Origin of the sequence: Streptomyces sp. NPDC005262 (genome assembly GCF_042872425.1) — a bacterium.
GTDB lineage: Bacteria > Actinomycetota > Actinomycetes > Streptomycetales > Streptomycetaceae > Streptomyces.
Window position 1 is genome coordinate 845,470 of the sequence record NZ_JBIAKK010000001.1, and the last position, 25,470, is coordinate 870,939.

Sequence of the window (25,470 nt, forward strand, 5' to 3'; positions counted from 1 at the left end):
GGCAGCCCAGGCCAAGGCCCCGCGGTGCGGGGGCCGGAGCATGCACCCTCGGCGAGGCCCGCGGGGTGACGTTCAATGGCGCGCGAAGCCCGCGGGCACGCGGCTACCGCCGCTCGCACCCGTCGCCGGAGTCCATGACGTCGGGGTCCACGGCGTCGTACGATTCCGGCCGGTCCGACCACCGGTGCCGCTGCCTCGGCGGCGGCGACGGCCGGGAGTCCACGGACTCCTGCGGCTGGTCCCGCCGCCCGCAGGCGGTGCCGGCCCACGACCCGGGTGCCCCGTGATCACCCCGCGCACCCGCCTTCGGCACCGACTCCGACATCCCCCCGGGCCCCGCCGCCGGTGCGCGGTGCGGGCCCTGCACCTTCTGCGCGGCCTTCCGGCCCAGTCGTTCGATCGGGTCGACCGACTGCGCACACCCGGCGGTGGCGGTCAGCAGAGCACCGGCCGCCAGCAGTCCGGCGAGCAGCCGCCGCGCCCGGCTCATACATGGCCCCCCGGCCGTGTCACGGCGTACCCCTGGTCCGAAATGGTCTTCATGACCGCGGGGCGAACCTCGCATCCCGGCCTCCACCGCAGGTCATCCCGCATGCGACGGATCGAGCCCGGCCTCCGGCCCGTCATGGCAAATTCTTCCTTTTGTCGTAAGACCACATGATCTCGGATACTGGCAGCAGCCAATCGATCACTCGGCCCGACACCGCCGCCGGACCCCGGGCGGTCCCCCGGCTGGCTCACAATGGGCCGGTGAACGCCTTCGCCCCGACCGGCCCGACAGACCCGCGCGACCCGAGCGACCCGAGCACCCCGTCCGGTGCCGCCGACCCGCTCACCGACCCGCTCGCCGCCTTCACCGCACTGCGCGCCCCGGAGGGCACGGCGCTCCTGACCGAGCTGCGGTCCTACGACCCCGCCCAGGAGCTCGCCACCGCGACCCGGCTGCGCCGCAGCCACCCGGCCGCGCTGGTTTCGGCGGCGCTGGGGCAGGCACGGCTGCGGCAGCGGGCGGTGGCGAAGTTCGGTGCCGAGGACGCGTACCGGATGTTCTTCACGCCGAACGGTGTCGAGCAGGCGACCCGTACGTCGGTCGCCACGTACCGGGCCGGCCGGTTCGCCGCAGCCGGCGTCCGCAGCGTCGCCGACCTCTGCTGCGGGATCGGTGGTGACGCCATCGCGCTCGCCCGCGCGGGCATCTCCGTCCTCGCCGTGGACCGTGACCCGCTGACCGCCGAGGTGGCCCGCGCCAACGCCGCCGCGCTCGGGCTGGACGCCCTGATCAAGGTGCGGTGCGCCGATGTCACCGAGATCGACACCGCCGCGTACGACGCCGTCTTCGTCGACCCGGCCCGGCGCGGCGGACGCGGCAGGATCTTCGACCCGGAGGCGTACTCCCCGCCGCTCTCCTGGGCGACCGGCGCCGCGCTGAAGGCCCCTGTCGCCGCGCTGAAGATCGCCCCCGGCATCCCGCACGAGGCGGTCCCGGCCCGGGCGGAGGCCGAGTGGATCTCGGACGGCGGCGATGTGAAGGAGGCGGTGCTCTGGTTCGGCGAGGGATTCACGGCCGGTTCGTACCGCGCCACGCTGCTCCCGGCCGGCGCGACCCTGTCGGCTCCGGCCGCGCTGCCCGCTCCGCCCGTCGGCCCGGTCGGCCGCTATCTGTACGAGCCGGACGGTGCCGTCATCCGTGCGCATCTGGTCGCCGACATCGTGGAGCGCTCGGGCGGCCGGCTGATCGACGAGACGATCGCGTACGTCACGAGCGACGAGCCGTACAACTCCCCGTACACCTCCGCGTACGAGATCACCGACCGGCTGCCGTTCAACATGAAGAAGCTGAAGGCGCTGCTGCGGGAGCGGAAGGTCGGCGTCCTGACCGTCAAGAAGCGGGGCTCGGCCGTCGAACCGGAGGAGCTGCGCCGCAAGATGAAGCTCCAGGGCCCGAACGCCGCGACCGTGTTCCTGACCCGGGTCGCCGGAGCGCCGACCATGCTGATCGGCCACCCCGTGCGGCCGGAGTCGCCCTAGGCCAGGTCGGTCAGGTCTTCCGCGTACACCTGGGAGAGCGGCTGCGGGCCCACGTACTGCTGACAGTTGCACTGCCCGGCTTCGAAGCGGACCGGCTTCTTGCTCTCGTCCCAGGCCGTCGGCACCTCGATCCGCTCATGGCACTTGCCCTGCTTGTCGTGCTTCGCAAGGTGGTGCGTGCAGCCGCAGACCGGCTCCGGCGGCCGGTTCGCCGCCTCGACGGCCAGGCGTTCCTGCTTGCTCGCCTCCAGCAGTTCCAGCTTGCGGGTGTGCCGGTTGCGCAGCGCCGTACGGACGTTGTCGACCGCCCATCCGAAGCCGCCGGTCCAGAAGATGATGAGCACCCACCAGTACCACTCCATGTGACACCCTCCCCCTGTGCAGATCCTGCTACGCGGCCAGGATAGGGGCGTAGGCGGCGGTGGGCGCCGACGACGACGGAGAACGACGGCTCGGACCCGCTCGCCCCGACGAGCACCCGACCGCGGTGCACGAACGCCTTGGTGACGCCGATCGGACCGAGCGGCCGGCCGATCGTCCGGAGGCCCACGGACGACAGGTGGGACGGGCGGGGTCGGTCGACAGCGGGGAGCCCCGCCCGTCCCGGTCCGGGTCAGTCGTACTGCTCGCTGTCCAGGTAGTCGTCGTACGCGTCGGGCTCGCCGGCCGAGCCGATGCACTCGGGGTCGTGGACGGCCTCCGCCACGTCGGGATCGTGCTCCGGCTCACCGCTGTAGTCGTACTGATCGGACATGGCGCCTCCTCTCTCGACGGGCACCCGATGCGCCCGGTCGCACGGTCAACGAGGCCGCCGAACCACCCGGTGCGCCCGCGCGATCGGACTGACTCCATGCGGATGACCGGGGCCACCTCAGTGGCGTACAGCTCGAGCTGCTGATCGACCGGGTGCGGCGGCGGACCGGCCGGGTCGGTCACGGCCCGGTACGTCAGGCGTTGAGCAGCGCCTGGATGTCGAGCTTCCTCATACCGAGCATGGCCTTCATGGCCCGGTCCGCCTTGACCCGGTCCGGGTCGGAGAGCGCCTCGGACAGCCCGCGCGGGACGATCTGCCAGGACAGCCCGTACCTGTCCTTGAGCCAGCCGCACTGGCCCTCCTCGCCGCCGTCGGTGAGCTTGGCCCACAACTCGTCGACCTCCGCCTGCGACTCGCAGTCGACGGAGAGCGAGATCGCTTCGGTGAAGGGGAACTGCGGGCCGCCGTTGAGCGCGACGTACTCCTGGCCCGCCAGCCGGAATTCGACGGTCATGACCCCGCCCGGCTCGCCCGGCGACGCCTCCGTGTAGTACGTGACGCCCAGCACCTTCGAGTCCCCTCCGAAGATGGAGACGTAGTGGTTCGCGGCCTCCTCGGCCTGGTTGTCGAACCACAGGAAGGTCTTGATCTTCTGCATGGCCTGCTCCTCGGCGACTCGTACGGGGGATGGTTGTGCAAGGTAGACCCTGCCGCCGCCCGGAACTCATCGCGGAGCGCCGCCCTCCTCCGCCTCCTTCTCCGCCCGCGCCAGCAGCAGCGCCCGCTCGCGTGCGTTACGGGTCAGCCCCGCCGCCCGTACGAATTCCGCCCGCGCCTCGTCCGCGCGCCCCAGCCGTGCCAGCAGATCGCCGCGCACGCTCGGCAGCAGGTGGTACGCCGCCAGCGCCGGGTCACCGGTCAGCGCATCGACCAGTGCGAGCCCGGCCTCGGGGCCCTCGGCCATCGACACCGCGACGGCGCGGTTCAGTTCCACCACCGGTGACGGGGCCGCCTTGGCCAGCAGGCCGTAGAGCGTGGCGATGACCGCCCAGTCCGTCTCCTCGTACGTCACCGCGTGGGCGTGGCACGCTGCGACGGCGGCCTGCAGGGCGTACGGGCCGGGGGCCCCGCCCAGCGCGTTCGCCCGCTCCAGGGCCGCGTACCCGCGCCGGATCAGCAACCGGTCCCAGCGGGACCGGTTCTGGTCCGCGAGCAGGACGGGCTCGCCGCCCGGGCCGGTCCTGGCCGCGGTGCGGGACGCCTGGAGCTCCAGCAGGGCTGCCAGGCCGTGCACTTCGGGTTCCTGCCCCATCAGCCCGGCGAGCACCCTGGCCAGCCGCAGCGCGTCCTCGCAGAGCCCCGGGCGCAGCCAGTCGTCGCCCGCGGTGGCCGCGTACCCCTCGTTGAAGATCAGGTAGATCACTTCGAGCACGGAGCCGAGCCGGGCCGCGCGGTCGGCGCCGTACGGCACTTCGAAGGGGACGCCGGCCCGTCCCAGGGTGCGTTTCGCACGGACGATGCGCTGGGCGACGGTCGGCTCGGACACCAGGAACGCCCGGGCGATCTCGTCGGTGGTGAGGCCGCCGAGCAGCCGCAGGGTGAGCGCGATACGGGCTTCGGTCGACAGCACGGGGTGGCAGGCGGTGAAGATCAGCCGCAGCAGGTCGTCGTCGATGTCGTCGGTGCCGGCGATGTCGTCCGGCCCGGGCGGCCGCACGTCCTCCAGCGTCCGCCCGACCTCGGCGAGCTTGCGGGCGTACGTCTCCTTGCGGCGGACCAGATCGATCGCGCGGTGCTTGGCGGTGGCCGTCAGCCAGGCGCCCGGCCGGTCCGGGACACCCGACTCAGGCCACTGCTCCAGCGCCGCGACCAGGGCGTCCTGCGCGAGTTCCTCGGCGATGCCCACGTCCCGCACGATGCGGGCGACACCGGCGATGATCCGCGCGGACTCGATCCTGAACACGGCCTCGACCGCCGCGGTCGCGCTTGCTTCCGTCACGGCCACCCATCAGAGCAGCCGACCGGAGGCGGAGCAAGCGCGGCCGGGCCGGGGCCGGGAGCGCGTACTCGCTCAGCCCTCGGCGATCTCGCGGACCTCGGCGGTGACCGTCCAGTTGTCCGGGTGGATCTCCAGGAACCGCTTGGTCCACTCCAGGGCCTCGGGCCTGTCCTTGCACTGCATGATGGCGTAGCCGCCGACGACTTCCTTGGTCTCGGTGAACGGCCCGTCGGTGTAGCTCAGCTTGCCGTCCTCCCAGCGGACCCTCGTCCCCTGCGAGGTGGGGGCGAGCCCCGCGGTGTCCAGCATGACCCCGGCCTTGGTGATCTCCTCGAACAGCGCCCCCATGCGCGCCTCGAACTCGGGGTCGGGGGTCTGGGCGGGCAGGTTCTGCTCATCGATGCGGATCATCGACAGGAAGCGCGGCATGGTGACTCCTCGGTACGGGAGGGCGGGGGCTTTCCCTGCCTCTCACCCTTGCGTCGAACGGGAGACGCCGCAATCGACGCACCTCCGGAAGATTCTTTCGGCCCTTATCGCAGGGACGCCCAGAGCCTGCTCGCGGCGGGCTCCTGCGCCACCACCCGGTTGAGGTCGGTCGGGGCCGCGACGACAGGCATGGTGACCGTGGTCAGCCCGGTCGCGGGGACGGCGCCCAGGCTCTGCGCCAGGCCCCTCAGCTCGCCGAGCGAGTCGAGGCCGGTGTCCGTGGTCAGACTGCCGGTGACCGCGTCCGCCATCGAGTACAGGCCGGCCGGGTCGGTCAGCAGATCGGTCTTCCCGGCCTCCTCCAGCAGCGCCTCGACCAGCTGTTGCTGGAGCTTGATCCGGCCCAGGTCGCTGCCGTCGCCGATGCCGTGGCGGGTGCGGGCGAAGGCCAGGGCCTGGGTGCCGTCGAGCCGGTGCGTGCCCGCGTCGAGGTGGAGATGGCTCCTGTCGTCGTCGATGTCCTGCGTCGTGGTGACGGTCACCCCGCCCAGCGCGTCGACGAGACCGGCGAAGCCGGCGAAGTCGATCTCGATGTAGTGGTCCATCCGGACGCCGGTGAGCTGCTCCACCGTCTTGACCGCGCAGACGGGGCCGCCGACCGCGTACGCGCTGTTGAACATCGCGTGGTACGTCGTCGGAGTGGCGCCGCCCGAAGGGGTCGGACACGAGGGACGCGTCACCAGGGTGTCGCGCGGAATGCTGACGACGGTGGCCTTCGTACGGTCGGCGTCGACATGGACGACCATCGCCGTGTCGGAGCGGGCGCCCGTGCTGTCACCGCCGCCGAGCGCGGAGTTCTCGCTGCCGCTGCGCGAGTCCGACCCGAGAACCAGGATGTTCAGCGCACCGGTCGGCAGCGGGGATGCGGAGGCCGACGGCGACGCCGAGGGGGCCGCGGTCGGGACGGTGACGGGCGCCCTGGCGGGGCGGTCGTCGCCCAGCGCGCTGTCGATGTCCACGCTGCGGATGTTCTGGTTCAGATGCCAGTACGCCCACCCCACCCCGGCCGCGGCGAGCACCAGGATGCAGCCCATCACCGCCGCTGCCGCCTCGATCCGACGGGAACGGCGTCTCTTGTCTCCGGTCACGCCGAGGAACGTAAGTCCGAACTATTACGCCCGGAACCCTTGTTCGGTTTTCTTTCGGGAAATCTCAGGATCCGTTGAGTTTTCTCATGTCCGACCGATATCCCGCCCGGTGTCCGGACCGGCGACCTCGAACCGCCAGCGGTGCACCGCACGGGTGATCAACTCCGGCTCGGGCTCGGGAAGTTCGGGCAGCACGTCGCCGTACGCCGCCTCCCACCAGGTGATGACCAGCACCCGGTCCTGCGGCGCGCACAGCAACTCGTACCGCAGCGGCTCGTACGCCAGCTGACCCGTGCGCGCCCGCGCCCACTCCAGCAGCTCGGCGCCCCGGCCGGCCACGGCCCGGGCCTCCCACATGAGGGCGACGGTCATGAGTAGAGGTTGTCCTTGCTGACCTCGTGCACGTGATCGTGGTCGTGGTGCTGCGCACTGCCCGGCACATGCGTGTCCGTCACCGGCAGCGATGAGTCCGCCGAGAGTTCCAGGTCCGACGCCGACCGGTTGCGGGCCACCATCTCGGCACCCAGCGCCGCGACCATCGCACCGTTGTCCGTGCACAGCCCCGGCCGCGGCACCCGCAGCCGGATCCCGGCCCGTTCGCACCGCTCCTGGGCCAGCGCCCGCAGCCGCGAGTTGGCCGCGACCCCGCCGCCGATCATCAGGTGGTCGACGCCCTCGTCCTTGCACGCCCGGACGGCCTTGCGGGTGAGCACATCCACCACGGCCTCCTGGAAGGACGCCGCCACATCCCGCACCGGCACCTCCTCGTCCGCGGCCCGCTTCGCCTCGACCCAGCGGGCGACGGATGTCTTCAGGCCGGAGAAGGAGAAGTCGTACGCGGGGTCGCGCGAGCCGCTCAGTCCGCGCGGGAACGCGATGGCCTTCGGGTCGCCCTCCTTCGCCAGCCGGTCGATGACCGGCCCGCCGGGGAAGCCGAGGTTCAGCACCCGGGCGATCTTGTCGAAGGCCTCGCCCGCCGCGTCATCGATGGTCGCGCCCATCGGCCGTACGTCGTTGGTGATGTCCGGAGCGAGCAGCAGCGACGAGTGTCCGCCGCTGACCAGCAGCGCCATCGTCGGCTCGGGCAGCGGGCCGTGCTCCAGCTGGTCGACGCAGATGTGCGAGGCGAGGTGGTTCACGCCGTACAGCGGCTTGTTCAGCGCGTACGCGTACGCCTTCGCCGCCGATACGCCGACGAGCAGCGCGCCCGCGAGCCCGGGACCGGCCGTGACGGCGATGCCGTCGAGGTCGCGGGCGCTGATGCCGGCTTCCTTCAGGGCGCGTTCGATGGTGGGGACCATCGACTCCAGGTGGGCGCGGGAGGCGATCTCCGGGACGACGCCGCCGAAGCGGGCGTGGGTGTCGACGCTGGACGCGACGGCGTCGGCGAGCAGCGTCGTACCGCGGACGATACCGACGCCGGTCTCGTCGCAGGAGGTCTCGATGCCGAGTACGAGCGGTTCGTCAGCCATCAGTCAGTCTCTGTCTCTTGTACGGGCTCTTGTGCGGGCTCTTGCACCGTCAGGCGCATGACGAGCGCGTCGACATTGCCCGGCTGGTAGTAGCCGCGGCGGAAGCCGATCGGTTCGAAGCCGAAGCGTTCGTACAGCTTCTGCGCGCGGGTGTTGTCGACCCGGACCTCGAGCAGCACCTCGGCGCACTCGAAGGCCGTGGCGTGCTTCAGCAGGTCGGTGAGGAGTTCCGAGCCGAGGCCGCCGCCCCAGTGGTCGCGGGTGACGCCGATCGTCTGGACGTCGGCGAGGTCACCGGCCGCGGCGAGTCCCGCGTACCCGACGATCCGGCCGGTGACCGGGGACTCGGCGACGACGTAGCGCCGGGTCGCCTGCGGTCCGCGGGCGTGCGCCAGCTCGGACCAGAACATGCCGGCCGACCAGGCGTCCTCCGGGAACAGCTCGTGTTCGAGCTCCAGCACCGGATCGATGTCCCACCAGCGCATTTCACGCAGTACGGCAGTCGGGGGCGTCACTTCGGGGTGACCACCTTGTAGTTCTTCGGGACCTGGGCGTCGGGCCTGCGCAGATACAGCGGCTGCGGCGGCAGCAGCTGCCCTCCCGCGGCGAGACGCTCGGCGGCCAGGGCTGCGAGCGCACCCGCGGAGACGTGCTCAGGGCCGCGGGCGTCCGGGAACGCGTCGGGGTAGAGCGCCGCGCCCGCCCCGACCACCGGAAGACCGGCGAGCTGTCCGGCGATGTCGGCGGGCCGGTCGACGGCGGGTTCACCGGTGCGGGTACGCGGGTCCTCGTACCGCGCCCAGTAGACCTCCTTGCGGCGGGCGTCCGTCGCGACGGCGAACGGCCCCTCCAGACCGCTGCGCCCGGCGGCGTACGCGAGGGCGTCCAGCGTGCACAGCCCGTACACCGGCACGGAGAGCACCGAGCCGAACGTCGCGGCCGTCACCAGCCCGACCCGCAGGCCCGTGTACGGCCCCGGGCCGACGCCCACGACCACCCCGGTCACGGCGTCGAGTCCCGTCCCGGCCTCGCCGAGGACCCGGTCGACAGCGGGCAGCAGCAGCTCCCCGTGCCGTCGGGCGTCGACCTGACTCGACTCGGCGACGACGGCGGTCCCGTCGTGCAGGGCAACGGTGACGGCGGGGGTGGCGGTATCCACAGCGAGCAAGAGCACGCAAACAGCCTACGGCTCCGGCGACGGCACCACGGCTCCCCGTACGGAGTCCCGTTCCCACCGGTCGCTGCTGCTACCGTCACCCGGTGTACGCGGGTACGACGTAAACGCTTGTACGACATGCGACATACGAAGCGCTTGCGTGACAGACGACAGCGAAAGGGGCGCGCACGGTGGCAAGGGGCAGCTCGGGAATCGTGGCCGGGCTCACTGCGGCGGCACTCGCCGCGGTCGGCTTCCTGGCCTACCAGGCATCGGCGAACGTCCCCGAGACACTCGCCGCCCCCAGTCCGAAGGCGACCAGCACCGCCCCGCCCGCCGGCCACGCCGCCGGGCACAAGGACAAGAAGCACCCCCTCGCGGTCCCCACCGACTCCGGCACCGGGGCGCGGGTCGTGTACGCGCTGGACGACCGGCGGGTGTGGCTGGTCAACGCGAAGGGGAAGATGATCCGGTCCTTCGCGGTCATGCCGAGTTCCGTGAACCCGCGGCCCGGGTCGTACAAGGTGCGTTCACGCACGGGCGTCATCAAGGGCTCGGACGGCGTGCCGATCGAGCACGTGGTGCTGTTCGCGATGGCCGACGGCGGCGTGCCCGTCGGGTTCAGTGCGGCGCAGGACGGCTCCATGGAGAGCCCGGACCCGAAGCTGAGGACCGGCGGGGTACGGATGAAGCGGGCGGACGGCAACGCCATGTGGGCGTTCGCGACGGTCGGCGCCAAGGTGGTCGTGGTCCCGTAACGCCCGGGCGGAAGCCGGCTGCGCGCCGTCGCGCGCGGAAACCCGCTACGCGGCGTCGCGCTCCTCGGACGCCGACGGCTCCCCTGGCTCCTGCCGTTCCTCGGACGGCGGGGTGGAGACCGCGGTGGCCGCGGCGCAGGCCGCCAGCAGATCCTTCATCGACACCGCGGACGGCACTGGCGGCTGCGGCTGCGCTTCACGCTCGGGCGTCGGCATGGATGCCTCCTGGCACTCCGGTGGAAGGCGCGGTTAGGTAGACCTAACCTGCTCTCGGCATCCATGTGACCACGCCCGGCCCGCCCCGCGCAACAATATGCCGACACCCTGTCGGAAAACTGTCGGAGCGGGGTCAGTGCGCCGCCTCCAGCTCCGCCCGCAGCCCGGACCAGCGCGCGCCGATCCCGAGCAACGTCACCGAGCGCCGTTCGTCGTCCGTGTCGCCGACCGCACGGTGGATCACCACGTGCAGCCGGTCGTCCGACAGTTCCTCGACCTTGCCGTCGCCCCACTCCACGACCACCACCGACTCCGGCAGCGACACGTCGAGGTCCAGGTCCTCCATCTCGTCGAGACCGCCGCCAAGCCGGTACGCGTCGACATGGACAAGTGCCGGGCCGGTGCCCAGCGGCGGGTGGACGCGGGCGATCACGAAGGTGGGAGAGGTCACGGCGCCGCGCACCCCGAGCCCCTCACCGAGGCCCCTGGTCAGCGTCGTCTTCCCGGCGCCGAGCTCACCGCTGAGCATCACGAGGTCGCCGGGGCGCAGCAGGCCGGCGATCCGGCGGCCAAGGGCCTGCATCTGTTCGGGAGAGGTGACGTCGAGGCGGGCGGTGACCGGGGTTTCCCCGGCCGGGGCTGCTCCGGCCTGCGTCTCCCCGGGCACGGCGTGTGCGACCGGGGCGTTCGCGGCGTCAGCCGCCAGGCTGTTGTGCGGTGCTTCCATGCCCGCCAACGTTAGCCGCTGCGGGTACGGCTCCGATCCGGACCAGCAGGTCCGCCATCCGGTCCGTCACCGTTTCCGGGTGCTCCAGCATCACCAGATGTCCGGCGTCCGGCACGATGACCAGCTCCGCTTCCGGCAGCTCGACGGCGATGGCCTCGCTGTGCGAGCTGGGCGTCACCAGGTCCTTGTCGCCCGCCAGGATCAGCACCGGGATGTCACGGAACGCGGGCAGCGCGCCACTCTTGTCGTGCTCGGTGAAGGCCGGGTAGAACTCCGCGACCACGTCGATCGGGGTGGACTCGATCAGCCGCTCGGCGAACCTCTCGACCGCCGGATCCACGTCCCGTGAACCGAACGAGTACCGCTTGATGAGCCCGGCGAAGAGATCGGCGGTCGCCCGTCTGCCCCGCTCCACCAGCTCCGCCTGCGAGCCGAGCGCCTTCAGCACCCCGGGCAGTACCCGTCGCACGGCGTTCACGCCCGCGATCGGCAGCCCGAAGTTGACCTCCCCGAGCTTCCCGCTCGACGTGCCGACGAACGCCACGGCGGCGACCCGGTCCCGGATCAGCTGCGGGTACTGATCGGCGAGCGCCATGATCGTCATGCCGCCCATGGAATGCCCGACCAGCAGGAGCCGGCCCTCGGGGGCGGCCGCGTCGATGACCGCCTTCAGGTCGCGGCCGAGCTGGTCGATGCCGACCGTCACACCCTCGGCCTGGGCCCGGCCGCGCTCGGAGCGGCCGTGGCTGCGCTGGTCCCAGTGCACGGTGCGAACCAGGCCGCGCAGCGCCGCCCGCTGGAAGTGCCAGGAGTCCTGGCTGAGGCAGTAGCCGTGGCTGAAGACGACGGTGACGGGCCCGGGAGTCTTGCGGCCGAAGAGCCGGCGCCGCCGCGGTCCGGTCCCGGCGGCCCCGGCACCGGCCCCCGGTCGGGTGCCCGCGCCCGTACCACCGTCCGGTTCGACCTCGTCGGTCTCGTAATACAGCTCGGTGCCGTCGTCGGCGGTGGCCCGGCCGGGCATGCCGCGGAGCGACCCGTACGGCCCCGAGGCGTCCAGCGCCAGCCTGGCCCTCCTGCGCATGCCCCGGCCGACAGTCATCCGCTCGACCGCGACGCCGGCCGCCGCACCGGCCGCGATCACGCCTATGGCGGCTCCGGCAATGCCTGCCCGGCGCCAGCCGACCGCCACAACGGCCGCCGTCGCCATCGCGTCCCCCGCACTGCTCTCGCTCACCGTGCCGTGCTCCTCGTCGATCGTTGTCCGTCAGGTCTGGTCAGGAGATGCAGGACGTGCCGGATCGGGCTGGATCAGGTCGGATCGGGCGGGGTCTCGTTCTCGTCGGCCGGGCTCTCGTTCACATAGACGCGCGGTACCCGCCCGCCGATGCGGGTGACGATCTCGTACGCGATCGTGCCGGCCGCCTCCGCCCAGTCCTCGGCGCTCGGCTCGCCCCGGTCCCCCGGGCCGAACAGCACCGCGTCGCTGCCCACCTCCACGACGTCCCCACCGAGGTCGACGACGAACTGGTCCATCGCCACCCGGCCCGCGACCCGCCGCAGGGCGCCGCCGACGAGGACCGGGCCGCGCCCGGAGGCGTGGCGCGGGATGCCGTCCGCGTAGCCGAGCGGGATCAGGCCGAGCGTCGTCTCGGCGGACGTCGTGTAGTGGTGCCCGTAGCTGACACCGTGACCCTCCGGCACCTGCTTGACCAGGGCGACCGACGCGGCGAGCGTCATCACCGGGCGCAGCCCGAAGTCCGCCGGGGTGCCGAGCTCGGGGCTGGGCGAGATGCCGTACATGGCGATCCCGGTCCGTACGAGGTCGAAGTGCGACTCGGGGACCGTCAGCGTCGCCGGAGAGTTCGCCATGTGCCGTACCTCGGGTTCGACGCCCGCCTTCTCCGCGTACGCCAGCATGTCCCGGTACACGCCCAGCTGGGCGGCGATCGACGGGTGGCCGGGCTCGTCGGCGCAGGCGAAGTGGGACCAGAGACCGGTGATCCGGACCGTGCCCGCCTGCTCGGCGGTGCGGGCGGCGGCCACCAGCTCCGGCCAGTCGGAGGGCTGGCAGCCGTTGCGCCCGAGGCCTGTGTCCGCCTTGAGCTGGATGCGAGCCGTGCGGCCGGCCTCCTCGGCCGCGGCGACGACCTCGCGCAGCGCCCACATACCGCTCACCGACACATCGATGTCGGCCTCGATCGCCTCGCGCCAGGGGCCGCCCGGCGTCCACAGCCAGCACATCACCCGGCCGCCGAGCCCGGCGGCGCGCAGGGCCAGTGCCTCGTGCGGTGTCGCGGTGCCGAGCCAGGTCGCCCCGGCTTCGAGCGCGGCCCTGGCACAGGGCACCGCCCCGTGCCCGTACGCGTCGGACTTGACGACGGCCATGAGTTGCGCGCCGGCCGCCCGGGCACGCAGCGCGCGCACGTTGGCGCGCAGTGCGGCGAGGTCGATCTCGGCACGGGCTCTCAAGGACGCTGTCTCGTTCATCGCGCCCAGTCTCTCAGAGGCGTACGACAGGGCCCTCAGGTACCGGGCCCGAGGCGCGTCAAGGGCGTCCGGACCACGCACGACGCCGCCGACGTCACCGGTGGCGCAGCTCATGTTCGACATGGTCGACAAGGACCGGGACATGACTGTGCGGGACGTCCTTCACCGCGGTGACCAGGGTCACCGGCCCGCCCGCGCGGACCAGTTCCACCAGCTCGTCCACCGCCGCCGTGTGCACGGGGTCGGCGAGCTCGGCACGGTAGCGGTCGACGAAGTCGTCGTAGCGGGTGCCGGTACGGTCCTCGTGGTACCAGGAGCGGAGTTCGTTCGACGGGGTGAGGTCCTTGAGCCACCGGTCGATCCTCGCCCGGTCCTTGGCGACGCCGCGGGGCCAGAGCCGGTCGACGAGGACACGGGTCCCGTCACCGTCCTCCTGTGGGTCGTAGACCCGGCGTACCCGTACGGAACTGCTGCCCACGGTCGACCACTCCTCACCGGCTCCGATCTGCGGTTCCCTGCCTGCTGGTGCTCAGGATCGCTCAGGCCCGTACGTCCCGCCACGCCGCGGGGATCGCGTCCGCGACGTCCTGCGCGGCGACCGGTCCGCCGTCCGAGGCGTGCCGGGCCGCCAGACCGTGCAGATGGGCACCGACGGACGCGGCGTCGCGCGGGCCGAGGCCGGCGGCCAGCAGGGATCCCGTCAGCCCGGAGAGGACGTCGCCGCTGCCCGCCGTGGCCAGCCAGGGGGTGCCGGTCGGATTGACCCGTACGGGAGTGTGCTCGGCGTCGGTGGCGACCAGCGTCGTCGACCCCTTGAGCAGCACGGTGGAGCGGTAACGCGCGGCGAGTTCCCGTACGGCGGCGAGCCGTCCCTCCTCGACCTCCTCGCGCGGGACGCCGAGCAGCGCGGCAGCCTCCCCGGCGTGCGGGGTGAGCAGCGTCGGAGCGGTGCGCGACCGCACGACGGAGGCGTCGAGCAGCCGCAGCCCGTCCGCGTCCACCAGCACCGGGACATCGGCGGCCAGCACGTCGGCGACCGCCGACACGGCCGCCGTACCGTCACCGAGCCCGGGGCCGACGACCCATGCCTGCACCCGCCCCGCCTTCGACGGCGGCCCCGAGTGGACCAGGGTCTCGGGGTGCCGGGCGATCACGGCGTCGGCGCCCGGGCCGACGTACCGCACCGCCCCCGCACCGCCCCGCAGCGCCCCGCCGACGGCGAGCACCGCCGCCCCCGGATACCGGGCGGACCCGGCGACGATGCCGACGACCCCGCGCCGGTACTTGTCGCTCTCACTGGCGGGAACGGGCAGCAGCGCGGCGACGTCCGCGTACTGCAGCGCCTCCAGATCGGGCACGGCGGGCAGCTCGTCGTCGAGCCCGATGTCGACGAGGCGCAGCGCGCCCGCCCGGTCGGCGGCCGGGTCGATGAGCAGCCCCGGCTTGTACGTGCCGAAGGTGACCGTCGCATCGGCCCGCACAGCGTCGCCGAGCACCTCGCCGGTGTCCGCCTCGACACCGCTGGGCAGATCGACGGCGACGATCGGCGCCCCGGTCGCCTCGAGGACTCGCACCAGCGCGGCCGCACCCTCACGCAGCCCACCACGGCCGCCGATGCCGGTGATGCCGTCGACGACGAGATCGACACGGCCGATCAGGTCCGTGCTCACCCGGTCGGCGCCGTCCACCCGCCCGCCCGCCGCGCGGAGCGCCGCGACCCCGCCCTCGTGGGCCCGGTCCGGCGCGGTCAGCAGGGCGCGGACGCCCGCGCCGCGCCGGGCCAGCCGGGCCCCCGCGTACAGCGCGTCGCCGCCGTTGTCGCCGCTGCCGACGAGCAGGACGACCCGGGACCCGTACACCCGGCCGCTCCGCCGCAGCAGATCGGCGCAGGCCGCCGCGAGACCCGCGGCGGCCCGCTGCATCAGGGCGCCGTCGGGCAGCCGTGCCATCAGGGCGCGCTCGGCGGCCCGTACGGTCTCCACGCTGTACGCAGTTCGCATACGGTCAACCCTCCGCGATCACCACGGCCGACGCCACCCCCGCGTCATGGCTCAACGAGACGTGCCAGTGCTTCACGCCCAGCTCGGCCGCGCGCGCCGCGACCGTGCCGACGACGCGCAGCCGGGGCTGCCCGCTGTCCTCGACGAACACCTCGGCATCCGTCCACAGCAGGTTGCCGGGCGCCCCCAGCGCCTTGGCGATGGCCTCCTTGGCGGCGAACCTGGCGGCCAGCGAGGCGATCCCGCGCCGCTCGCCGCTGGGCAGCAGCAACTCGCTCTCCAGGAACAGCCGCTGAGCCAGATGCGGCGTACGCTCCAGTGCCGCGTCGAACCGTTCGATCTCCGCCACATCGATCCCGACCCCGATGATCACGCGCTCACTCACTCATTCATTGGTTCACTCGACCGTCACGGACTTCGCCAGATTGCGCGGCTGGTCCACCTCGTTGCCGCGGGCGGTGGCCAGTTCGCAGGCGAAGACCTGCAACGGCACGGTTGCCACCAGTGGCTGAAGCAGCGTAGGCGTAGCGGGGATCCAGATCAGGTGGTCGGCGTACGGAACGACCGCTTCGTCGCCCTCCTCCGCGATGACGACGGTGCGTGCGCCACGGGCCCGGATCTCCTGGATGTTCGACACGATCTTCTCGTGGAGCACCGACCGGCTGCGCGGCGACGGCACGACCACGACGACCGGCAGATCGTTCTCGATGAGCGCGATCGGTCCGTGCTTGAGCTCACCGGCCGCGAAGCCCTCGGCATGCATGTACGCGAGTTCCTTGAGCTTCAACGCGCCTTCGAGGGCTACCGGGTATCCCACGTGGCGCCCCAGGAAGAGCACGGTGTCCTGGCTGGCCAGCGAGCGGGCCAGCTCGCGCACCGGCTCCATGGTCTCCAGGACCCGTTCGACCTGCCCCGGGACCTCGGAGAGCTGCCGGACGACGGTCCGGATCTCGTCGCCCCACTTCGTGCCGCGGGTCTGGCCGAGGTAGAGGGCGACGAGATAGCAGGCGACGAGCTGCGTCAGGAACGCCTTGGTCGAGGCGACGGCGACCTCCGGTCCGGCGTGCGTGTACAGCACCGCGTCGGACTCACGCGGAATGGTCGAACCGTTCGTATTGCAGATGGCGAGGACCTTCGCCCCCTGCTCGCGGGCGTGCCGCAGAGCCATCAGCGTGTCCATCGTCTCCCCGGACTGGGAGATCGCGATGACGAGGGTGCGCTGGTCGAGGATCGGGTCGCGGTAGCGGAACTCGCTGGCGAGCTCCGTCTCGCAGGGCAGCCGGGTCCAGTGCTCGATGGCGTACTTCGCGATCATCCCGGCGTGGAACGCGGTCCCGCAGGCGACGATGACGACCTTGTCGACCTCCCGGAGCACGTGCGGCGGGATGCGCACCTCGTCGAGGTGGAGCGAGCCCGCACGGTCGATCCGGCCCAGCAGGGTGTCGGCGACGGCCTTCGGCTGCTCGGAGATCTCCTTGAGCATGAAGTAGTCGAAGCCGCTTTTCTCGGCCGCGGAAGCGTCCCAGTCCACGTGGTACTTGCGGACATCGGCGGGCTGTCCGTCGAAGTCGGTGACCGTGACGGACTCCCGCCGCAGCTCGACGACCTGATCCTGCCCCAGCTCGATCGCGGACCGGGTGTGCGCGATGAACGCGGCCACATCGGAGGCCAGAAACGCCTCCCCCTCCCCGACCCCGACCACCAGCGGCGAGTTCCGCCGGGCCCCCACCACCACGTCCGGCTCATCGGCATGCACGGCCACCAGGGTGAACGCCCCTTCGAGCTGCCGGCAGACCTGCCGCATCGCCTCCGCCGGATCGCCGCTCGACGAGTACGCCTCGGCGAGCAGATGGGCGACGACCTCGGTGTCGGTCTCGGACGCCAGATCGTGGCCGCGCTCGGCAAGTTCGGCGCGCAGCGCGGCGAAGTTCTCGATGATGCCGTTGTGCACGACGGCGACGCGCCCCGCGTTGTCGAGATGCGGGTGGGCATTGGCATCGGTGGGAGCGCCGTGGGTGGCCCAACGGGTGTGCCCGATGCCGGTGGTCCCGGCCGGAAGAGGCCGCTCCACCAGTGCCTTCTCCAGATTGACGAGCTTCCCGGCCTTCTTCACGGAGGCCAGCCCGCCGTCCGCGAGAACGGCGATGCCCGCGGAGTCGTATCCCCGGTATTCCAGGCGCTTGAGCCCGGCGACAACAACATCAAGCGCGGACTGCCCACCGACGTACCCGACGATTCCACACATAACGATCCTTTCGTGGTCGCCCTCCCCTCGCTTGGCATCGTCGCAGAAGGGGCGCTGGGCGGCCGGGATCCGTCGGGGGAGTCGCGGCAATCCTCTGCGAGCCGCATCCCCAGGCCCGCTCCCCCTCCTGCGCCAACGCCGAAGCGCCGCGATCCGCCGGCCGCTCGGGCGCGGGCCTCGCACCCGGCACCGCCGATCCGGTACGCCTCGCCCGGCGGCGGTCTTTGGCGGAGAGGTGGACGGCGGCGGCCCCGGCGGAGGTCAGTGCCGGGATGTCGGCGGGGCGCACCCCGCCGCCAGCCATCACCTGCACCCCGGGCGCGGCGGCGACCATCGCGGCGATCGTCGTCAGCCCCTCGGCCGCGGTGGGGGCACCGCCCGAGGTGAGAACCCGGGTGAAACGGGAGCTGATGGTGAAGGCCGGAGTCTGAGGCGGCCCGGTCTCGGTCGCCACCCGTGTGCTCCGGTGCTACGTGCCCTGTGTGGCGCAGTACCGGAGCGCGCCCTCCGAGGCCGGCCCCCGCTCCCCGGTCACCCGGGGATCCACACCCCACGTGACCGACCCCACCCCCCACTCCGTCAAAACTCCCGCAACAATGAACACGTGATCACTTCGCCGCCACGGAGCACCCAGCGACGCGCCGAGCACGCTTCGACGCCGTACGTCGACCTGTCGCGCGCCGAATGGAGTGCCCTGCGCGACAAGACACCGCTGCCGCTGACCGCCGCCGAGGTCGAGCAGCTGCGCGGGCTCGGGGACGTCATCGACCTCGACGAGGTGCGGGACGTCTACCTGCCGCTCTCCCGGCTCCTGAACCTCTACGTCCAGGCCACCTCCGGCCTGCGCGGCGCCCTCAACACCTTCCTCGGGGACGCGGGCAACGGCCACGGAGCGCAGCGCGGCACACCTTTCGTCATAGGGGTCGCGGGCAGTGTCGCCGTCGGCAAGTCCACCAGTGCCCGTATCCTCCAGGCGCTGCTGGCCCGCTGGCCCGAGCATCCTCGCGTCGAGCTGGTGACCACGGACGGGTTCCTGCTGCCGATGAAGGAGCTCCAGGCGCGCGGGCTGATGTCGCGCAAGGGGTTCCCGGAGTCGTACGACCGACGCGCCCTGACCCGTTTCGTCGCCGACATCAAGGCCGGCAAGGACGAGGTGACGGCGCCCGTCTACTCGCACCTGATCTACGACATCGTGCCGGGCGAGCGGCTCACGGTACGCCGCCCCGACATCCTGATCGTCGAAGGCCTCAACGTGCTGCAGCCCGCGCTGCCCGGCAAGGACGGCCGCACCAGGGTCGGGCTCGCCGACTACTTCGACTTCAGTGTGTACGTGGACGCGCGGGCCGAGGACATCGAGACCTGGTATCTCAACCGCTTCCGCAAGCTGCGCGAGACCGCGTTCCAGAACCCGTTCTCGTACTTCCGTAAGTACACACAGGTCTCCGAGGAGGAGGCCATGGAGTACGCCCGCACGATGTGGCGGACCATCAACAAGCCCAACCTGCTGGAAAATGTGGCCCCCACCCGGGGCCGTGCCACCCTGGTGCTGCGCAAGGGCCCGGATCACAAGGTCCAGCGTCTGTCACTGCGCAAACTCTGACAACCCGACCTCCCCGGAGTACCCGCGTGCTGCACCTGCGCCTGATCGTCCCCGCCGACCGTACGGACGAGGTGCTGCATCTCGTCGAGCACACCGTCGGCGCCACGCATCTGGTGGTACTGCCCAAGGCCGCCCGTGACCCGGCGGGCGACGTGGTGCTGTTCGATGTGGCGCGCGAGGCGGGCGACGAGCTGATCAGCGCCCTGCGCGCACTCGGTGTCGACGAGTCCGGATCGATCACCGTCGAGCACTCGGACCTGACGCTCTCCTCCCTCGCCGACCGGGCCAAGGAGGAGGCGCCGGGCGAGGGTGTGGACGCCGTGCTGTGGGAGAAGCTGACGGACGCGACCCACGAGGAGTCGACGTTCAGCGTCACCTATGCGGCATTTCTCGCGGTCGCGACGATGCTCGCCGCCTGCGGTGTGATGCTCGACAACGCGATCCTGATCGTAGGAGCGATGGCCGTGGGCCCGGAGTTCGGACCGCTGGCCGGTATCTCCACGGCGCTGGTGCAGCGCGCCCCGCGTCTGGCGTGGCGTTCGCTGTGGACGCTGATCGCCGGGTTCGCCGTCGCGATAGTGGTGACGGTCGGATTCGCCTGGATGATGAACGCCTTCGGGCTGTTCACGGAGGCGATGATCGAGGCGGCCCGGCCCAACACGGCGTTCATCTGGAAGCCGGACTGGATGTCGTTCGTGGTGGCCTTCCTGGCGGGCATCGCCGGGACGCTCTCCCTCACCTCGACGAAGTCCGGGGCGCTGATCGGCGTCGCGATCTCGGTGACGACCGTGCCGGCGGCGGCCAATGCGGCGGTGGCGTTCAGCTACCGGGACTACGGGCAGATGTGGGGCTCGGTGGGCCAGCTGATGGCGAACCTCGCCGGGATCGTGCTCGCGGGGACGCTGACACTGCTGCTCCAGAAGGCGCTGTGGGCGGTCCGGCGCCGTCGGACCGCCGCCGTCCCGAGCGCGGGCCAGGCCTGAGAGAAGCGCCCGAGGGGCCCGATGCGTGTATCGGGCCCCTCGGGCGTTCGGTGACAGCGGGACGACGCGCTACCCGAGCGCGGACTTCACCACATCGGCCAGCCGCCCGGCGACGGACCGCGCCTGCTCGATGTCGGCCGCTTCGACCATGACCCGGACCAGGGGCTCGGTGCCCGACTGGCGCAGCAGCACGCGGCCGGTGTCGCCCAGCTCGCGCTCCGCCTCGTCGATCGCGGCCGCCAGCTCCGGCGACGTCTCCACCCGGGACTTGTCGACGTCCGGGACGTTGATCAGGATCTGCGGGAGCCGCTGCATGACCCCGGCGAGCTCGGCGAGCGTGCGGCCGGTGGCGACGACCCGGGCCGCCAGCAGCAGGCCGGTCAGCGTGCCGTCACCGGTCGTGGCGTGGTCGAGGACGATGACGTGGCCGGACTGCTCGCCGCCCAGCGCGAAGCCCTCGGCCTTCATCGACTCCAGTACGTACCGGTCGCCGACGGCGGTCTGGACGACGTGTATGCCCTCGCGCTCCATGGCGATCTTGAAGCCGAGGTTGGACATGACCGTTCCGACCACGGTGTCCTTGCGCAGCTGTCCGGCCTCGCGCATGGCGAGGGCGAGCACGGCCAGGATCTGGTCGCCGTCGACCTCCTCGCCCGACGCGTCCACGGCGAGGCAGCGGTCGGCGTCACCGTCGTGCGCGATACCGAAGTCGGCGCCGTGCTCGACGACGGCGGCCTTCAGCAGGTCCAGATGGGTGGACCCGCAGCCGGCGTTGATGTTCAGACCGTCGGGGGCCGCACCGATCGTGATCACCTCGGCGCCGGCCCGCGCGAAGGCCTCGGGCGAGACCCGGGCGGCCGCGCCGTGCGCCTCGTCGAGGACGATCTTCAGCCCGTCGAGCCGGTTCGGCAGGACCGCGACCAGGTGCGCCACATACCGGTCGAAGCCCTCCGCGTACTCCGTGACACGGCCCACACCGGCACCGGTCGGACGCTCCCACGGCGCACCGGTGCGGTGCTGCTCGTACAGGGTCTCGATCCGGTCCTCGAGCTCGTCGGAGAGCTTGTGGCCCCCGCGGGCGATGAACTTGACCCCGTTGTCCGGCATGGCGTTGTGGCTGGCGGAGAGCATCACGCCGAGGTCGGCGCCCAGCGCGCCGGTGAGGTACGCCACCGCGGGGGTGGGCAGCACACCGACGCGCAGGACGTCCACGCCGGCGCTCGCCAGACCGGCCACGACAGCGGCCTCCAGGAACTCTCCGGACGCGCGTGGGTCACGGCCCACCACGGCTGTCGCCCGCCGCCCACCGTCGAGGGTGCCCGTCTCAGCAAGCACATGCGCCGCAGCGACCGACAGACCGAGCGCGAGCTCGGCCGTCAGATCCGCATTGGCGACACCGCGTACACCGTCCGTGCCGAAGAGTCGTCCCACTGGTGTCCTCCGAAGATGCTCCGAAACCGAACCGCAAAAACAAAACAAGCCATCACAAGTCAAAACGACTCAGGGCAAGACGCAAGGCGAGACGCGTGGCGACGCGAGAGGTGATGCCGACCAGGGCGGGCCTATGAACGTCTCATGCCGTTATACGCCCGAAGGCGTCTATAGACGAACGCCCCGGAAGCACGAGAAGTGCCGCCGGGGCGAACGTATAAAACAGCTGAGCAGGCGGATTAGCGCTTGCTGTACTGCGGGGCCTTACGGGCCTTCTTGAGACCGGCCTTCTTGCGCTCGACCGCACGGTCGTCGCGGGAGAGGAAGCCGGCCTTCTTCAGCGGGGCGCGGTTGTTGTCCACGTCCGCCTCGTTCAGCGCACGGGCGACACCGAGGCGCAGGGCGCCGGCCTGACCCGAGACGCCGCCACCCGAGATGCGGGCGATGACGTCGTAGCGGTTGTCGAGCTCGAGCACCTTGAAGGGCTCGTTGACTTCCTGCTGGTGCACCTTGTTGGGGAAGTAGTCCTCAAGGGTGCGACCGTTGATCTTCCACTTGCCGGTGCCCGGAACGATCCGGACGCGGGCGATGGCGTTCTTCCGACGGCCAAGGCCGGCGGCGGGCTGCGGGTCGCCGAAGCGGGACGCCAGCGACTCGCTGGTGTACTCGCCCTCGACGGGAACCTCCGACTCGAAGGTGGTCACCTCGGCGAAGACCTCTTCGCCCTCGGTGCCCTCGACGGGGTTCTCAACAGTGGTCTCGGCCACGATTCTCCTCAGATCTTTCTTTACGTCTTAGGGGGAGGCCGGAACTACTGCGCGACCTGGGTGATCTCGAACGGGACCGGCTGCTGAGCAGCGTGCGGGTGCTGGTCGCCCGCGTAGACCTTGAGCTTCGAGAGCATCTGACGGCCCAGGGTGTTCTTGGGGATCATGCCCTTGATGGCCTTCTCGATGGCCTTCTCCGGGTTCTTGGAGAGCAGCTCGTCGTAACGCACGGAGCGCAGACCACCCGGGAACCCGGAGTGGCGGTACGCCATCTTCTGGGTCTTCTTGTTGCCGGAGAGGTGAACCTTCTCGGCGTTGATGATGATGACGAAGTCGCCCATGTCCATGTGGGGGGCGTAGATCGCCTTGTGCTTGCCTCGGAGGAGGTTCGCCGCCGTGGTGGCCAGGCGACCCAGGACGATGTCCTCGGCGTCGATGATGTGCCACTGGCGAGTGACATCGCCGGGCTTGGGGCTGTACGTACGCACTTCGTAGCCTTCGCTTCTTCAGTGGATGAGGTCCAGACACATGGCACCCCTGAAGCGATCATGCAGCTGGGGCCCACAATGCCGGGAACGCTGCCCGTATGCGAGCCACTGGTAACTGCTCCAGAGAACCTACGTAAGGGCTCTTCGCGTGAGAACGACGAAGCCGATACGTATAACAACCCCCGACAGTACCCGCACCGCCCGGGACGGGTCAAAACGCGCCGGCCCTACCGTTCCCGCTCGACCCTGCGCTCGTCCCACACCGGCTCCGTGGTCTCGCGCACCACCCCGTCCGAACCGAACACCAGATAGCGGTCGAACGACTTCGCGAACCACCGGTCGTGCGTGACGGCCATCACGGTCCCGTCGTACGCCTCGAGCCCGTCCTGCAGCGCCTCCGCCGACTCCAGGTCGAGGTTGTCCGTCGGCTCGTCCAGCAGCAGAGCGGTGGTCCCCGCCAGCTCCAGCAGCAGGATCTGGAACCGCGCCTGCTGCCCGCCGGACAGCTTCTCGAAGGGCTGGTCCCCCTGCCGCTCCAGCTCGTACCGGCGCAGCACGGACATGGCCCCGCCCCGGTCCTTCGCGTGCTCGGTCCACAGGATCTCGACGAGTGTGTGCCCCATCAGCTCCGGATGGGCGTGCGTCTGCGCGAAGTGCCCGGGCACGACCCGTGCGCCCAGCTTCCACTCGCCCGTGTGCGCCACCGGCTCCCCGGCCAGCAGCCGCAGGAAGTGCGATTTGCCCGACCCGTTCGAGCCGAGGACGGCGACGCGTTCCCCGTAGAAGATCTCCAGGTCGAACGGTTTCATCAGCCCGGTCAGCTCGAGCCCCTTGCAGGTCACGGCCCGCACCCCGGTCCGGCCACCGCGCAGCCGCATCTTGATGTCCTGCTCGCGCGGCGGCTCCGGCGGCGGCCCCGCGTCCTCGAACTTCTTGAAGCGGGTCTGCATGGCCCGGTAGCGCGACGCCATGTCGGGGCTGATCGCCGCCTGCTGCCGCAGCCGGTGGACCAGCGCCTTCAGCCGGGCGTGCTCCTCCTCCCAGCGCCGCAGCAGCTCCTCGAACCGCGCGAACCGGTCCTTGCGGGCCTGGTGGTACGTATCGAAGCCGGCGCCGTGCACCCACACATCGCTGCCCGCCGGGCTGGGCTCCACGCTGACGATCTTCTCGGCGGCCCGGGACAGCAGCTCCCGGTCGTGGGAGACGAAGAGCACCGTCTTCCGCGTCTCCTTGAGCTTCGACTCCAGCCAGCGCTTGCCGGGGACGTCGAGGTAGTTGTCCGGCTCGTCGAGCAGCAGCACCTCGTCCGGACCGCGCAGCAGCGCCTCCAGCACGAGCCGCTTCTGCTCACCTCCGCTGAGCGTCCGCACCTCACGCCACTGCGCCTTCTCGTACGGAACACCGAGCGCGGCCATGGTGCACATGTCCCAGACGGTCTCGGCCTCGTATCCGCGGGCCTCCGCCCAGTCACTGAGGGCCTGCGCGTACCTCATCTGCGCGGCCTCGTCGTCGACGGTGAGGATCAGCTCCTCGGCCCTGTCGACCGCCTGCGCGGCCTCGCGGATACGCGGCTGGGCGACGGATACGAGCAGATCCCTGACCGTACGGTCGTCCCGGACCGAGCCCACGAACTGCGGCATCACCCCCAGGCCGCCGCTCACCGACACAGTGCCGCCGTGCGGCTGGAGCTCCCCGGACAGGAGTCGCAGCAGCGTCGTCTTCCCGGCGCCGTTCGCCCCGACGAGGGCGACGACGGCCCCGTCCGCGACCCGGAACGAAGCATCGCCGAGCAGCACCCGCCCGTCCGGTAGGTAGTACTCCAGATGGCCCGCTTCAAGATGTCCCATGCACAGCATTGTCACGGCCCGCGAAGCTCTGGCCCAACCGGTTTACGTTCCGTCTAGGATTCGCCGCATGAGCTTTGGGCAAGGGGGACCCTCCTGGGGGCCCGGGGGCAATCAGACTCCGGACTGGGCAGCGCTGGCCGAGGCATCCGCCGCGCGGAGCCGTCGTAAGAAGTGGCTGCTGATCGGCGGCGGCGCGCTCGCCACCGCCGCGGTCGCGGCAATCGTCGCCACAGCCGTCATCTCGACCAACAACAACGGCAACTCCACCGGCTCGGACACGAGCGCCGGCCAACTGCCGGGACCCGCCGATCTGCCGACCGACTCGGCCGCGCCAGAGCCGTCCTTCTCCACGGTGGCGCCGCCGCCCCCGCCGGACCCGAAGGACTACGTCTCCGACGTGAAGAAGGACAAGGCGCCGCTCACCATCGACTCCTTCTACCCGGGCAAGAAGCTGACGATGGGCGACCGCGTGTACGCCAAGGGCGCCACGCACCGCACCACGAACTGCGCGGCGACCACGCAGGGCGCACTCGGCTCGATCCTCACGAGCAACGGTTGCGACCAGGTCATCCGTGCCACGTACAGCAGGGCAGGGGTCGCCGTGACCGTCGGCGTCGCGGTCTTCGAGACGGAGGCACAGGCGAAGAAGTCCGCGCAGCAGGCGTCCGGCGGCCTGGCGTCGCTGAGCGGCGCGGGCGTGCCGACGTTCTGCCGCGGCGGTTCGATCTGCCGTCGTACCACCAACTGGTACGGCCGCTACGCCTACTTCACCATCGGCGGTTTCACGAACGGCAAGAACGTCTCCAAGGCCGACAAGAACGTCTTCACCGTCGGCGACGACCTACGGAACTTCACGTTCCGTCAGATACGGCACCGTGGCGAGGTCCAGGCCTCCGCCGCGGCCACCGCGTCGACCGGCTGATCCGGTCCCGAAG

28 protein-coding genes and 1 pseudogene are annotated in these 25,470 nt (G+C 71.3%); 5 read left to right on the forward strand and 24 right to left on the reverse strand.

The annotated features are described in order from the left end of the window. Positions 1–103: 103 nt before the first annotated feature. Positions 104–490 (reverse strand): hypothetical protein, encoded by a 387-nt coding sequence (locus ACFYP5_RS03690; protein WP_389030055.1) that lies wholly within the window; start codon positions 488–490, stop codon positions 104–106. 167 nt (positions 491–657) lie between these two features. Here ACFYP5_RS03690 and ACFYP5_RS03695 point away from each other — a divergent pair, with 167 nt between their 5' ends. Further along, positions 658–2,028 (forward strand): methyltransferase domain-containing protein, encoded by a 1,371-nt coding sequence (locus ACFYP5_RS03695; protein WP_389030058.1) that lies wholly within the window; start codon positions 658–660, stop codon positions 2,026–2,028. On the opposite strand, the gene ACFYP5_RS03700 is transcribed toward ACFYP5_RS03695, so the two are convergent. The 10 genes from ACFYP5_RS03700 to tsaB all read right to left on the reverse strand — a co-directional run bounded on the left by ACFYP5_RS03700 (position 2,025) and on the right by tsaB (position 9,004). Next, the gene (locus tag ACFYP5_RS03700) at positions 2,025–2,390 is read right to left on the reverse strand and encodes a hypothetical protein (protein WP_030979626.1); all 366 of its coding nucleotides are present in this window, start codon (positions 2,388–2,390) and stop codon (positions 2,025–2,027) included. The two genes, ACFYP5_RS03695 and ACFYP5_RS03700, sit on opposite strands and share 4 nt — an antisense overlap. A gap of 251 nt (positions 2,391–2,641) precedes the next feature. Continuing rightward, on the reverse strand, positions 2,642–2,782 hold the full coding sequence (locus tag ACFYP5_RS03705; RefSeq protein WP_389030061.1) for a hypothetical protein: 141 nt from the start codon (positions 2,780–2,782) through the stop codon (positions 2,642–2,644). Positions 2,783–2,975: 193 nt separating this feature from the next. Beyond that, on the reverse strand, positions 2,976–3,440 hold the full coding sequence (locus ACFYP5_RS03710; RefSeq protein WP_389030063.1) for a VOC family protein: 465 nt from the start codon (positions 3,438–3,440) through the stop codon (positions 2,976–2,978). Positions 3,441–3,506: 66 nt separating this feature from the next. Beyond that, positions 3,507–4,787: an RNA polymerase sigma factor gene (locus tag ACFYP5_RS03715; RefSeq protein ID WP_389030066.1), complete on the reverse strand. Its 1,281-nt coding sequence runs from the start codon at positions 4,785–4,787 to the stop codon at positions 3,507–3,509. Positions 4,788–4,853: 66 nt separating this feature from the next. After that, complete coding sequence (locus tag ACFYP5_RS03720; RefSeq protein ID WP_389030069.1) at positions 4,854–5,210, reverse strand: YciI family protein; 357 nt, start codon at positions 5,208–5,210, stop codon at positions 4,854–4,856. Positions 5,211–5,314: 104 nt separating this feature from the next. Beyond that, the gene (locus ACFYP5_RS03725; protein WP_389030747.1) at positions 5,315–6,304 is read right to left on the reverse strand and encodes an LCP family protein; all 990 of its coding nucleotides are present in this window, start codon (positions 6,302–6,304) and stop codon (positions 5,315–5,317) included. 138 nt (positions 6,305–6,442) lie between these two features. Further along, on the reverse strand, positions 6,443–6,730 hold the full coding sequence (locus ACFYP5_RS03730; RefSeq protein WP_389030072.1) for a hypothetical protein: 288 nt from the start codon (positions 6,728–6,730) through the stop codon (positions 6,443–6,445). Beyond that, positions 6,727–7,830 carry a tRNA (adenosine(37)-N6)-threonylcarbamoyltransferase complex transferase subunit TsaD gene (tsaD, locus tag ACFYP5_RS03735; RefSeq protein ID WP_389030075.1) on the reverse strand — a complete coding sequence of 368 codons (1,104 nt, stop codon included), beginning with the start codon at positions 7,828–7,830 and terminating at the stop codon, positions 6,727–6,729. Before tsaD ends, ACFYP5_RS03730 begins: the two co-directional genes overlap by 4 nt. Beyond that, entirely contained in the window at positions 7,830–8,345 is a 516-nt protein-coding gene (rimI, locus tag ACFYP5_RS03740; protein WP_389030077.1) for a ribosomal protein S18-alanine N-acetyltransferase, read from the reverse strand. The genes tsaD and rimI overlap by 1 nt, the downstream gene beginning before the upstream one ends. Further along, positions 8,342–9,004 carry a tRNA (adenosine(37)-N6)-threonylcarbamoyltransferase complex dimerization subunit type 1 TsaB gene (gene tsaB, locus ACFYP5_RS03745; RefSeq protein ID WP_389030080.1) on the reverse strand — a complete coding sequence of 221 codons (663 nt, stop codon included), beginning with the start codon at positions 9,002–9,004 and terminating at the stop codon, positions 8,342–8,344. The genes rimI and tsaB overlap by 4 nt, the downstream gene beginning before the upstream one ends. A 197-nt stretch (positions 9,005–9,201) precedes the next feature. On the opposite strand from tsaB, the gene ACFYP5_RS03750 reads away from it, so the two are divergent. Beyond that, positions 9,202–9,744 (forward strand): hypothetical protein, encoded by a 543-nt coding sequence (locus ACFYP5_RS03750; RefSeq protein ID WP_389030749.1) that lies wholly within the window; start codon positions 9,202–9,204, stop codon positions 9,742–9,744. A 45-nt stretch (positions 9,745–9,789) separates the two neighbouring features. On the opposite strand, the gene ACFYP5_RS03755 is transcribed toward ACFYP5_RS03750, so the two are convergent. The 9 genes and pseudogenes from ACFYP5_RS03755 to ACFYP5_RS03795 form a co-directional block, all read right to left on the reverse strand. Then, entirely contained in the window at positions 9,790–9,960 is a 171-nt protein-coding gene (locus ACFYP5_RS03755; RefSeq protein ID WP_389030083.1) for a hypothetical protein, read from the reverse strand. 133 nt (positions 9,961–10,093) lie between these two features. Beyond that, positions 10,094–10,687: a tRNA (adenosine(37)-N6)-threonylcarbamoyltransferase complex ATPase subunit type 1 TsaE gene (gene tsaE / locus ACFYP5_RS03760; RefSeq protein WP_389030086.1), complete on the reverse strand. Its 594-nt coding sequence runs from the start codon at positions 10,685–10,687 to the stop codon at positions 10,094–10,096. Then, complete coding sequence (locus tag ACFYP5_RS03765) at positions 10,656–11,921, reverse strand: alpha/beta fold hydrolase (RefSeq protein WP_389030089.1); 1,266 nt, start codon at positions 11,919–11,921, stop codon at positions 10,656–10,658. Before ACFYP5_RS03765 ends, tsaE begins: the two co-directional genes overlap by 32 nt. Positions 11,922–11,995: 74 nt before the next feature. Then, complete coding sequence (gene alr, locus ACFYP5_RS03770; RefSeq protein ID WP_389030092.1) at positions 11,996–13,174, reverse strand: alanine racemase; 1,179 nt, start codon at positions 13,172–13,174, stop codon at positions 11,996–11,998. Between the two features lie 94 nt (positions 13,175–13,268). Next, positions 13,269–13,652 carry a DUF488 domain-containing protein gene (locus ACFYP5_RS03775; protein ID WP_389030095.1) on the reverse strand — a complete coding sequence of 128 codons (384 nt, stop codon included), beginning with the start codon at positions 13,650–13,652 and terminating at the stop codon, positions 13,269–13,271. A gap of 61 nt (positions 13,653–13,713) precedes the next feature. Further along, entirely contained in the window at positions 13,714–15,174 is a 1,461-nt protein-coding gene (locus ACFYP5_RS03780) for an NAD(P)H-hydrate dehydratase (protein ID WP_389030098.1), read from the reverse strand. A gap of 4 nt (positions 15,175–15,178) precedes the next feature. After that, positions 15,179–15,547 carry a holo-ACP synthase gene (locus ACFYP5_RS03785; RefSeq protein WP_389030752.1) on the reverse strand — a complete coding sequence of 123 codons (369 nt, stop codon included), beginning with the start codon at positions 15,545–15,547 and terminating at the stop codon, positions 15,179–15,181. Between the two features lie 24 nt (positions 15,548–15,571). Then, entirely contained in the window at positions 15,572–17,419 is a 1,848-nt protein-coding gene (gene glmS, locus ACFYP5_RS03790; RefSeq protein WP_389030101.1) for a glutamine--fructose-6-phosphate transaminase (isomerizing), read from the reverse strand. Between the two features lie 184 nt (positions 17,420–17,603). Continuing rightward, positions 17,604–17,816 (reverse strand): annotated as a pseudogene (locus tag ACFYP5_RS03795) (copper homeostasis protein CutC); the annotation flags it as partial. A gap of 207 nt (positions 17,817–18,023) precedes the next feature. Between ACFYP5_RS03795 and coaA the strand changes: the two are divergent. Together coaA and ACFYP5_RS03805 are read left to right on the forward strand one after the other, a co-directional pair. Then, positions 18,024–19,019: a type I pantothenate kinase gene (gene coaA / locus ACFYP5_RS03800; RefSeq protein ID WP_030914205.1), complete on the forward strand. Its 996-nt coding sequence runs from the start codon at positions 18,024–18,026 to the stop codon at positions 19,017–19,019. A 26-nt stretch (positions 19,020–19,045) separates the two neighbouring features. After that, positions 19,046–20,002: a DUF389 domain-containing protein gene (locus tag ACFYP5_RS03805; protein ID WP_389030105.1), complete on the forward strand. Its 957-nt coding sequence runs from the start codon at positions 19,046–19,048 to the stop codon at positions 20,000–20,002. Positions 20,003–20,071: 69 nt separating this feature from the next. Here the strand turns inward: ACFYP5_RS03805 and glmM are convergent, their stop codons facing one another. The 4 genes from glmM to ACFYP5_RS03825 all read right to left on the reverse strand — a co-directional run bounded on the left by glmM (position 20,072) and on the right by ACFYP5_RS03825 (position 24,544). Then, positions 20,072–21,433, reverse strand: coding sequence for a phosphoglucosamine mutase (gene glmM, locus ACFYP5_RS03810; protein WP_389030108.1), 1,362 nt, complete (start codon positions 21,431–21,433; stop codon positions 20,072–20,074). A gap of 239 nt (positions 21,434–21,672) precedes the next feature. Further along, positions 21,673–22,200 carry a 30S ribosomal protein S9 gene (rpsI, locus tag ACFYP5_RS03815; protein WP_030914197.1) on the reverse strand — a complete coding sequence of 176 codons (528 nt, stop codon included), beginning with the start codon at positions 22,198–22,200 and terminating at the stop codon, positions 21,673–21,675. A 44-nt stretch (positions 22,201–22,244) separates the two neighbouring features. Then, positions 22,245–22,688, reverse strand: a complete 444-nt coding sequence (gene rplM, locus ACFYP5_RS03820; RefSeq protein WP_030979660.1) for a 50S ribosomal protein L13 — start codon at positions 22,686–22,688, stop codon at positions 22,245–22,247. Positions 22,689–22,915: 227 nt separating this feature from the next. Continuing rightward, the gene (locus ACFYP5_RS03825; protein WP_389030754.1) at positions 22,916–24,544 is read right to left on the reverse strand and encodes an ABC-F family ATP-binding cassette domain-containing protein; all 1,629 of its coding nucleotides are present in this window, start codon (positions 24,542–24,544) and stop codon (positions 22,916–22,918) included. 58 nt (positions 24,545–24,602) lie between these two features. Here ACFYP5_RS03825 and ACFYP5_RS03830 point away from each other — a divergent pair, with 58 nt between their 5' ends. Continuing rightward, the gene (locus tag ACFYP5_RS03830; RefSeq protein ID WP_389030111.1) at positions 24,603–25,457 is read left to right on the forward strand and encodes a hypothetical protein; all 855 of its coding nucleotides are present in this window, start codon (positions 24,603–24,605) and stop codon (positions 25,455–25,457) included. Positions 25,458–25,470: the final 13 nt, after the last annotated feature.

Excerpts from the sequence above, each read along its gene's own strand:
- ACFYP5_RS03690 (WP_389030055.1), bottom strand. The coding sequence starts at position 490 with ATGAGCCGGGCGCGGCGGCTGCTCGCCGGACTGCTGGCGGCCGGTGCT.
- ACFYP5_RS03695 (WP_389030058.1), top strand. The coding sequence starts at position 658 with ATGATCTCGGATACTGGCAGCAGCCAATCGATCACTCGGCCCGACACC.
- ACFYP5_RS03700 (WP_030979626.1), bottom strand. The coding sequence starts at position 2,390 with ATGGAGTGGTACTGGTGGGTGCTCATCATCTTCTGGACCGGCGGCTTC.
- ACFYP5_RS03705 (WP_389030061.1), bottom strand. The coding sequence starts at position 2,782 with ATGTCCGATCAGTACGACTACAGCGGTGAGCCGGAGCACGATCCCGAC.
- ACFYP5_RS03710 (WP_389030063.1), bottom strand. The coding sequence starts at position 3,440 with ATGCAGAAGATCAAGACCTTCCTGTGGTTCGACAACCAGGCCGAGGAG.
- ACFYP5_RS03720 (WP_389030069.1), bottom strand. The coding sequence starts at position 5,210 with ATGCCGCGCTTCCTGTCGATGATCCGCATCGATGAGCAGAACCTGCCC.
- ACFYP5_RS03725 (WP_389030747.1), bottom strand. The coding sequence starts at position 6,304 with ATGGGCTGCATCCTGGTGCTCGCCGCGGCCGGGGTGGGGTGGGCGTAC.
- ACFYP5_RS03730 (WP_389030072.1), bottom strand. The coding sequence starts at position 6,730 with ATGACCGTCGCCCTCATGTGGGAGGCCCGGGCCGTGGCCGGCCGGGGC.
- tsaD (WP_389030075.1), bottom strand. The coding sequence starts at position 7,830 with ATGGCTGACGAACCGCTCGTACTCGGCATCGAGACCTCCTGCGACGAG.
- ACFYP5_RS03755 (WP_389030083.1), bottom strand. The coding sequence starts at position 9,960 with ATGCCGACGCCCGAGCGTGAAGCGCAGCCGCAGCCGCCAGTGCCGTCC.
- tsaE (WP_389030086.1), bottom strand. The coding sequence starts at position 10,687 with ATGGAAGCACCGCACAACAGCCTGGCGGCTGACGCCGCGAACGCCCCG.
- alr (WP_389030092.1), bottom strand. The coding sequence starts at position 13,174 with ATGAACGAGACAGCGTCCTTGAGAGCCCGTGCCGAGATCGACCTCGCC.
- ACFYP5_RS03780 (WP_389030098.1), bottom strand. The coding sequence starts at position 15,174 with ATGCGAACTGCGTACAGCGTGGAGACCGTACGGGCCGCCGAGCGCGCC.
- glmS (WP_389030101.1), bottom strand. The coding sequence starts at position 17,419 with ATGTGTGGAATCGTCGGGTACGTCGGTGGGCAGTCCGCGCTTGATGTT.
- ACFYP5_RS03825 (WP_389030754.1), bottom strand. The coding sequence starts at position 24,544 with ATGCTGTGCATGGGACATCTTGAAGCGGGCCATCTGGAGTACTACCTA.
- ACFYP5_RS03830 (WP_389030111.1), top strand. The coding sequence starts at position 24,603 with ATGAGCTTTGGGCAAGGGGGACCCTCCTGGGGGCCCGGGGGCAATCAG.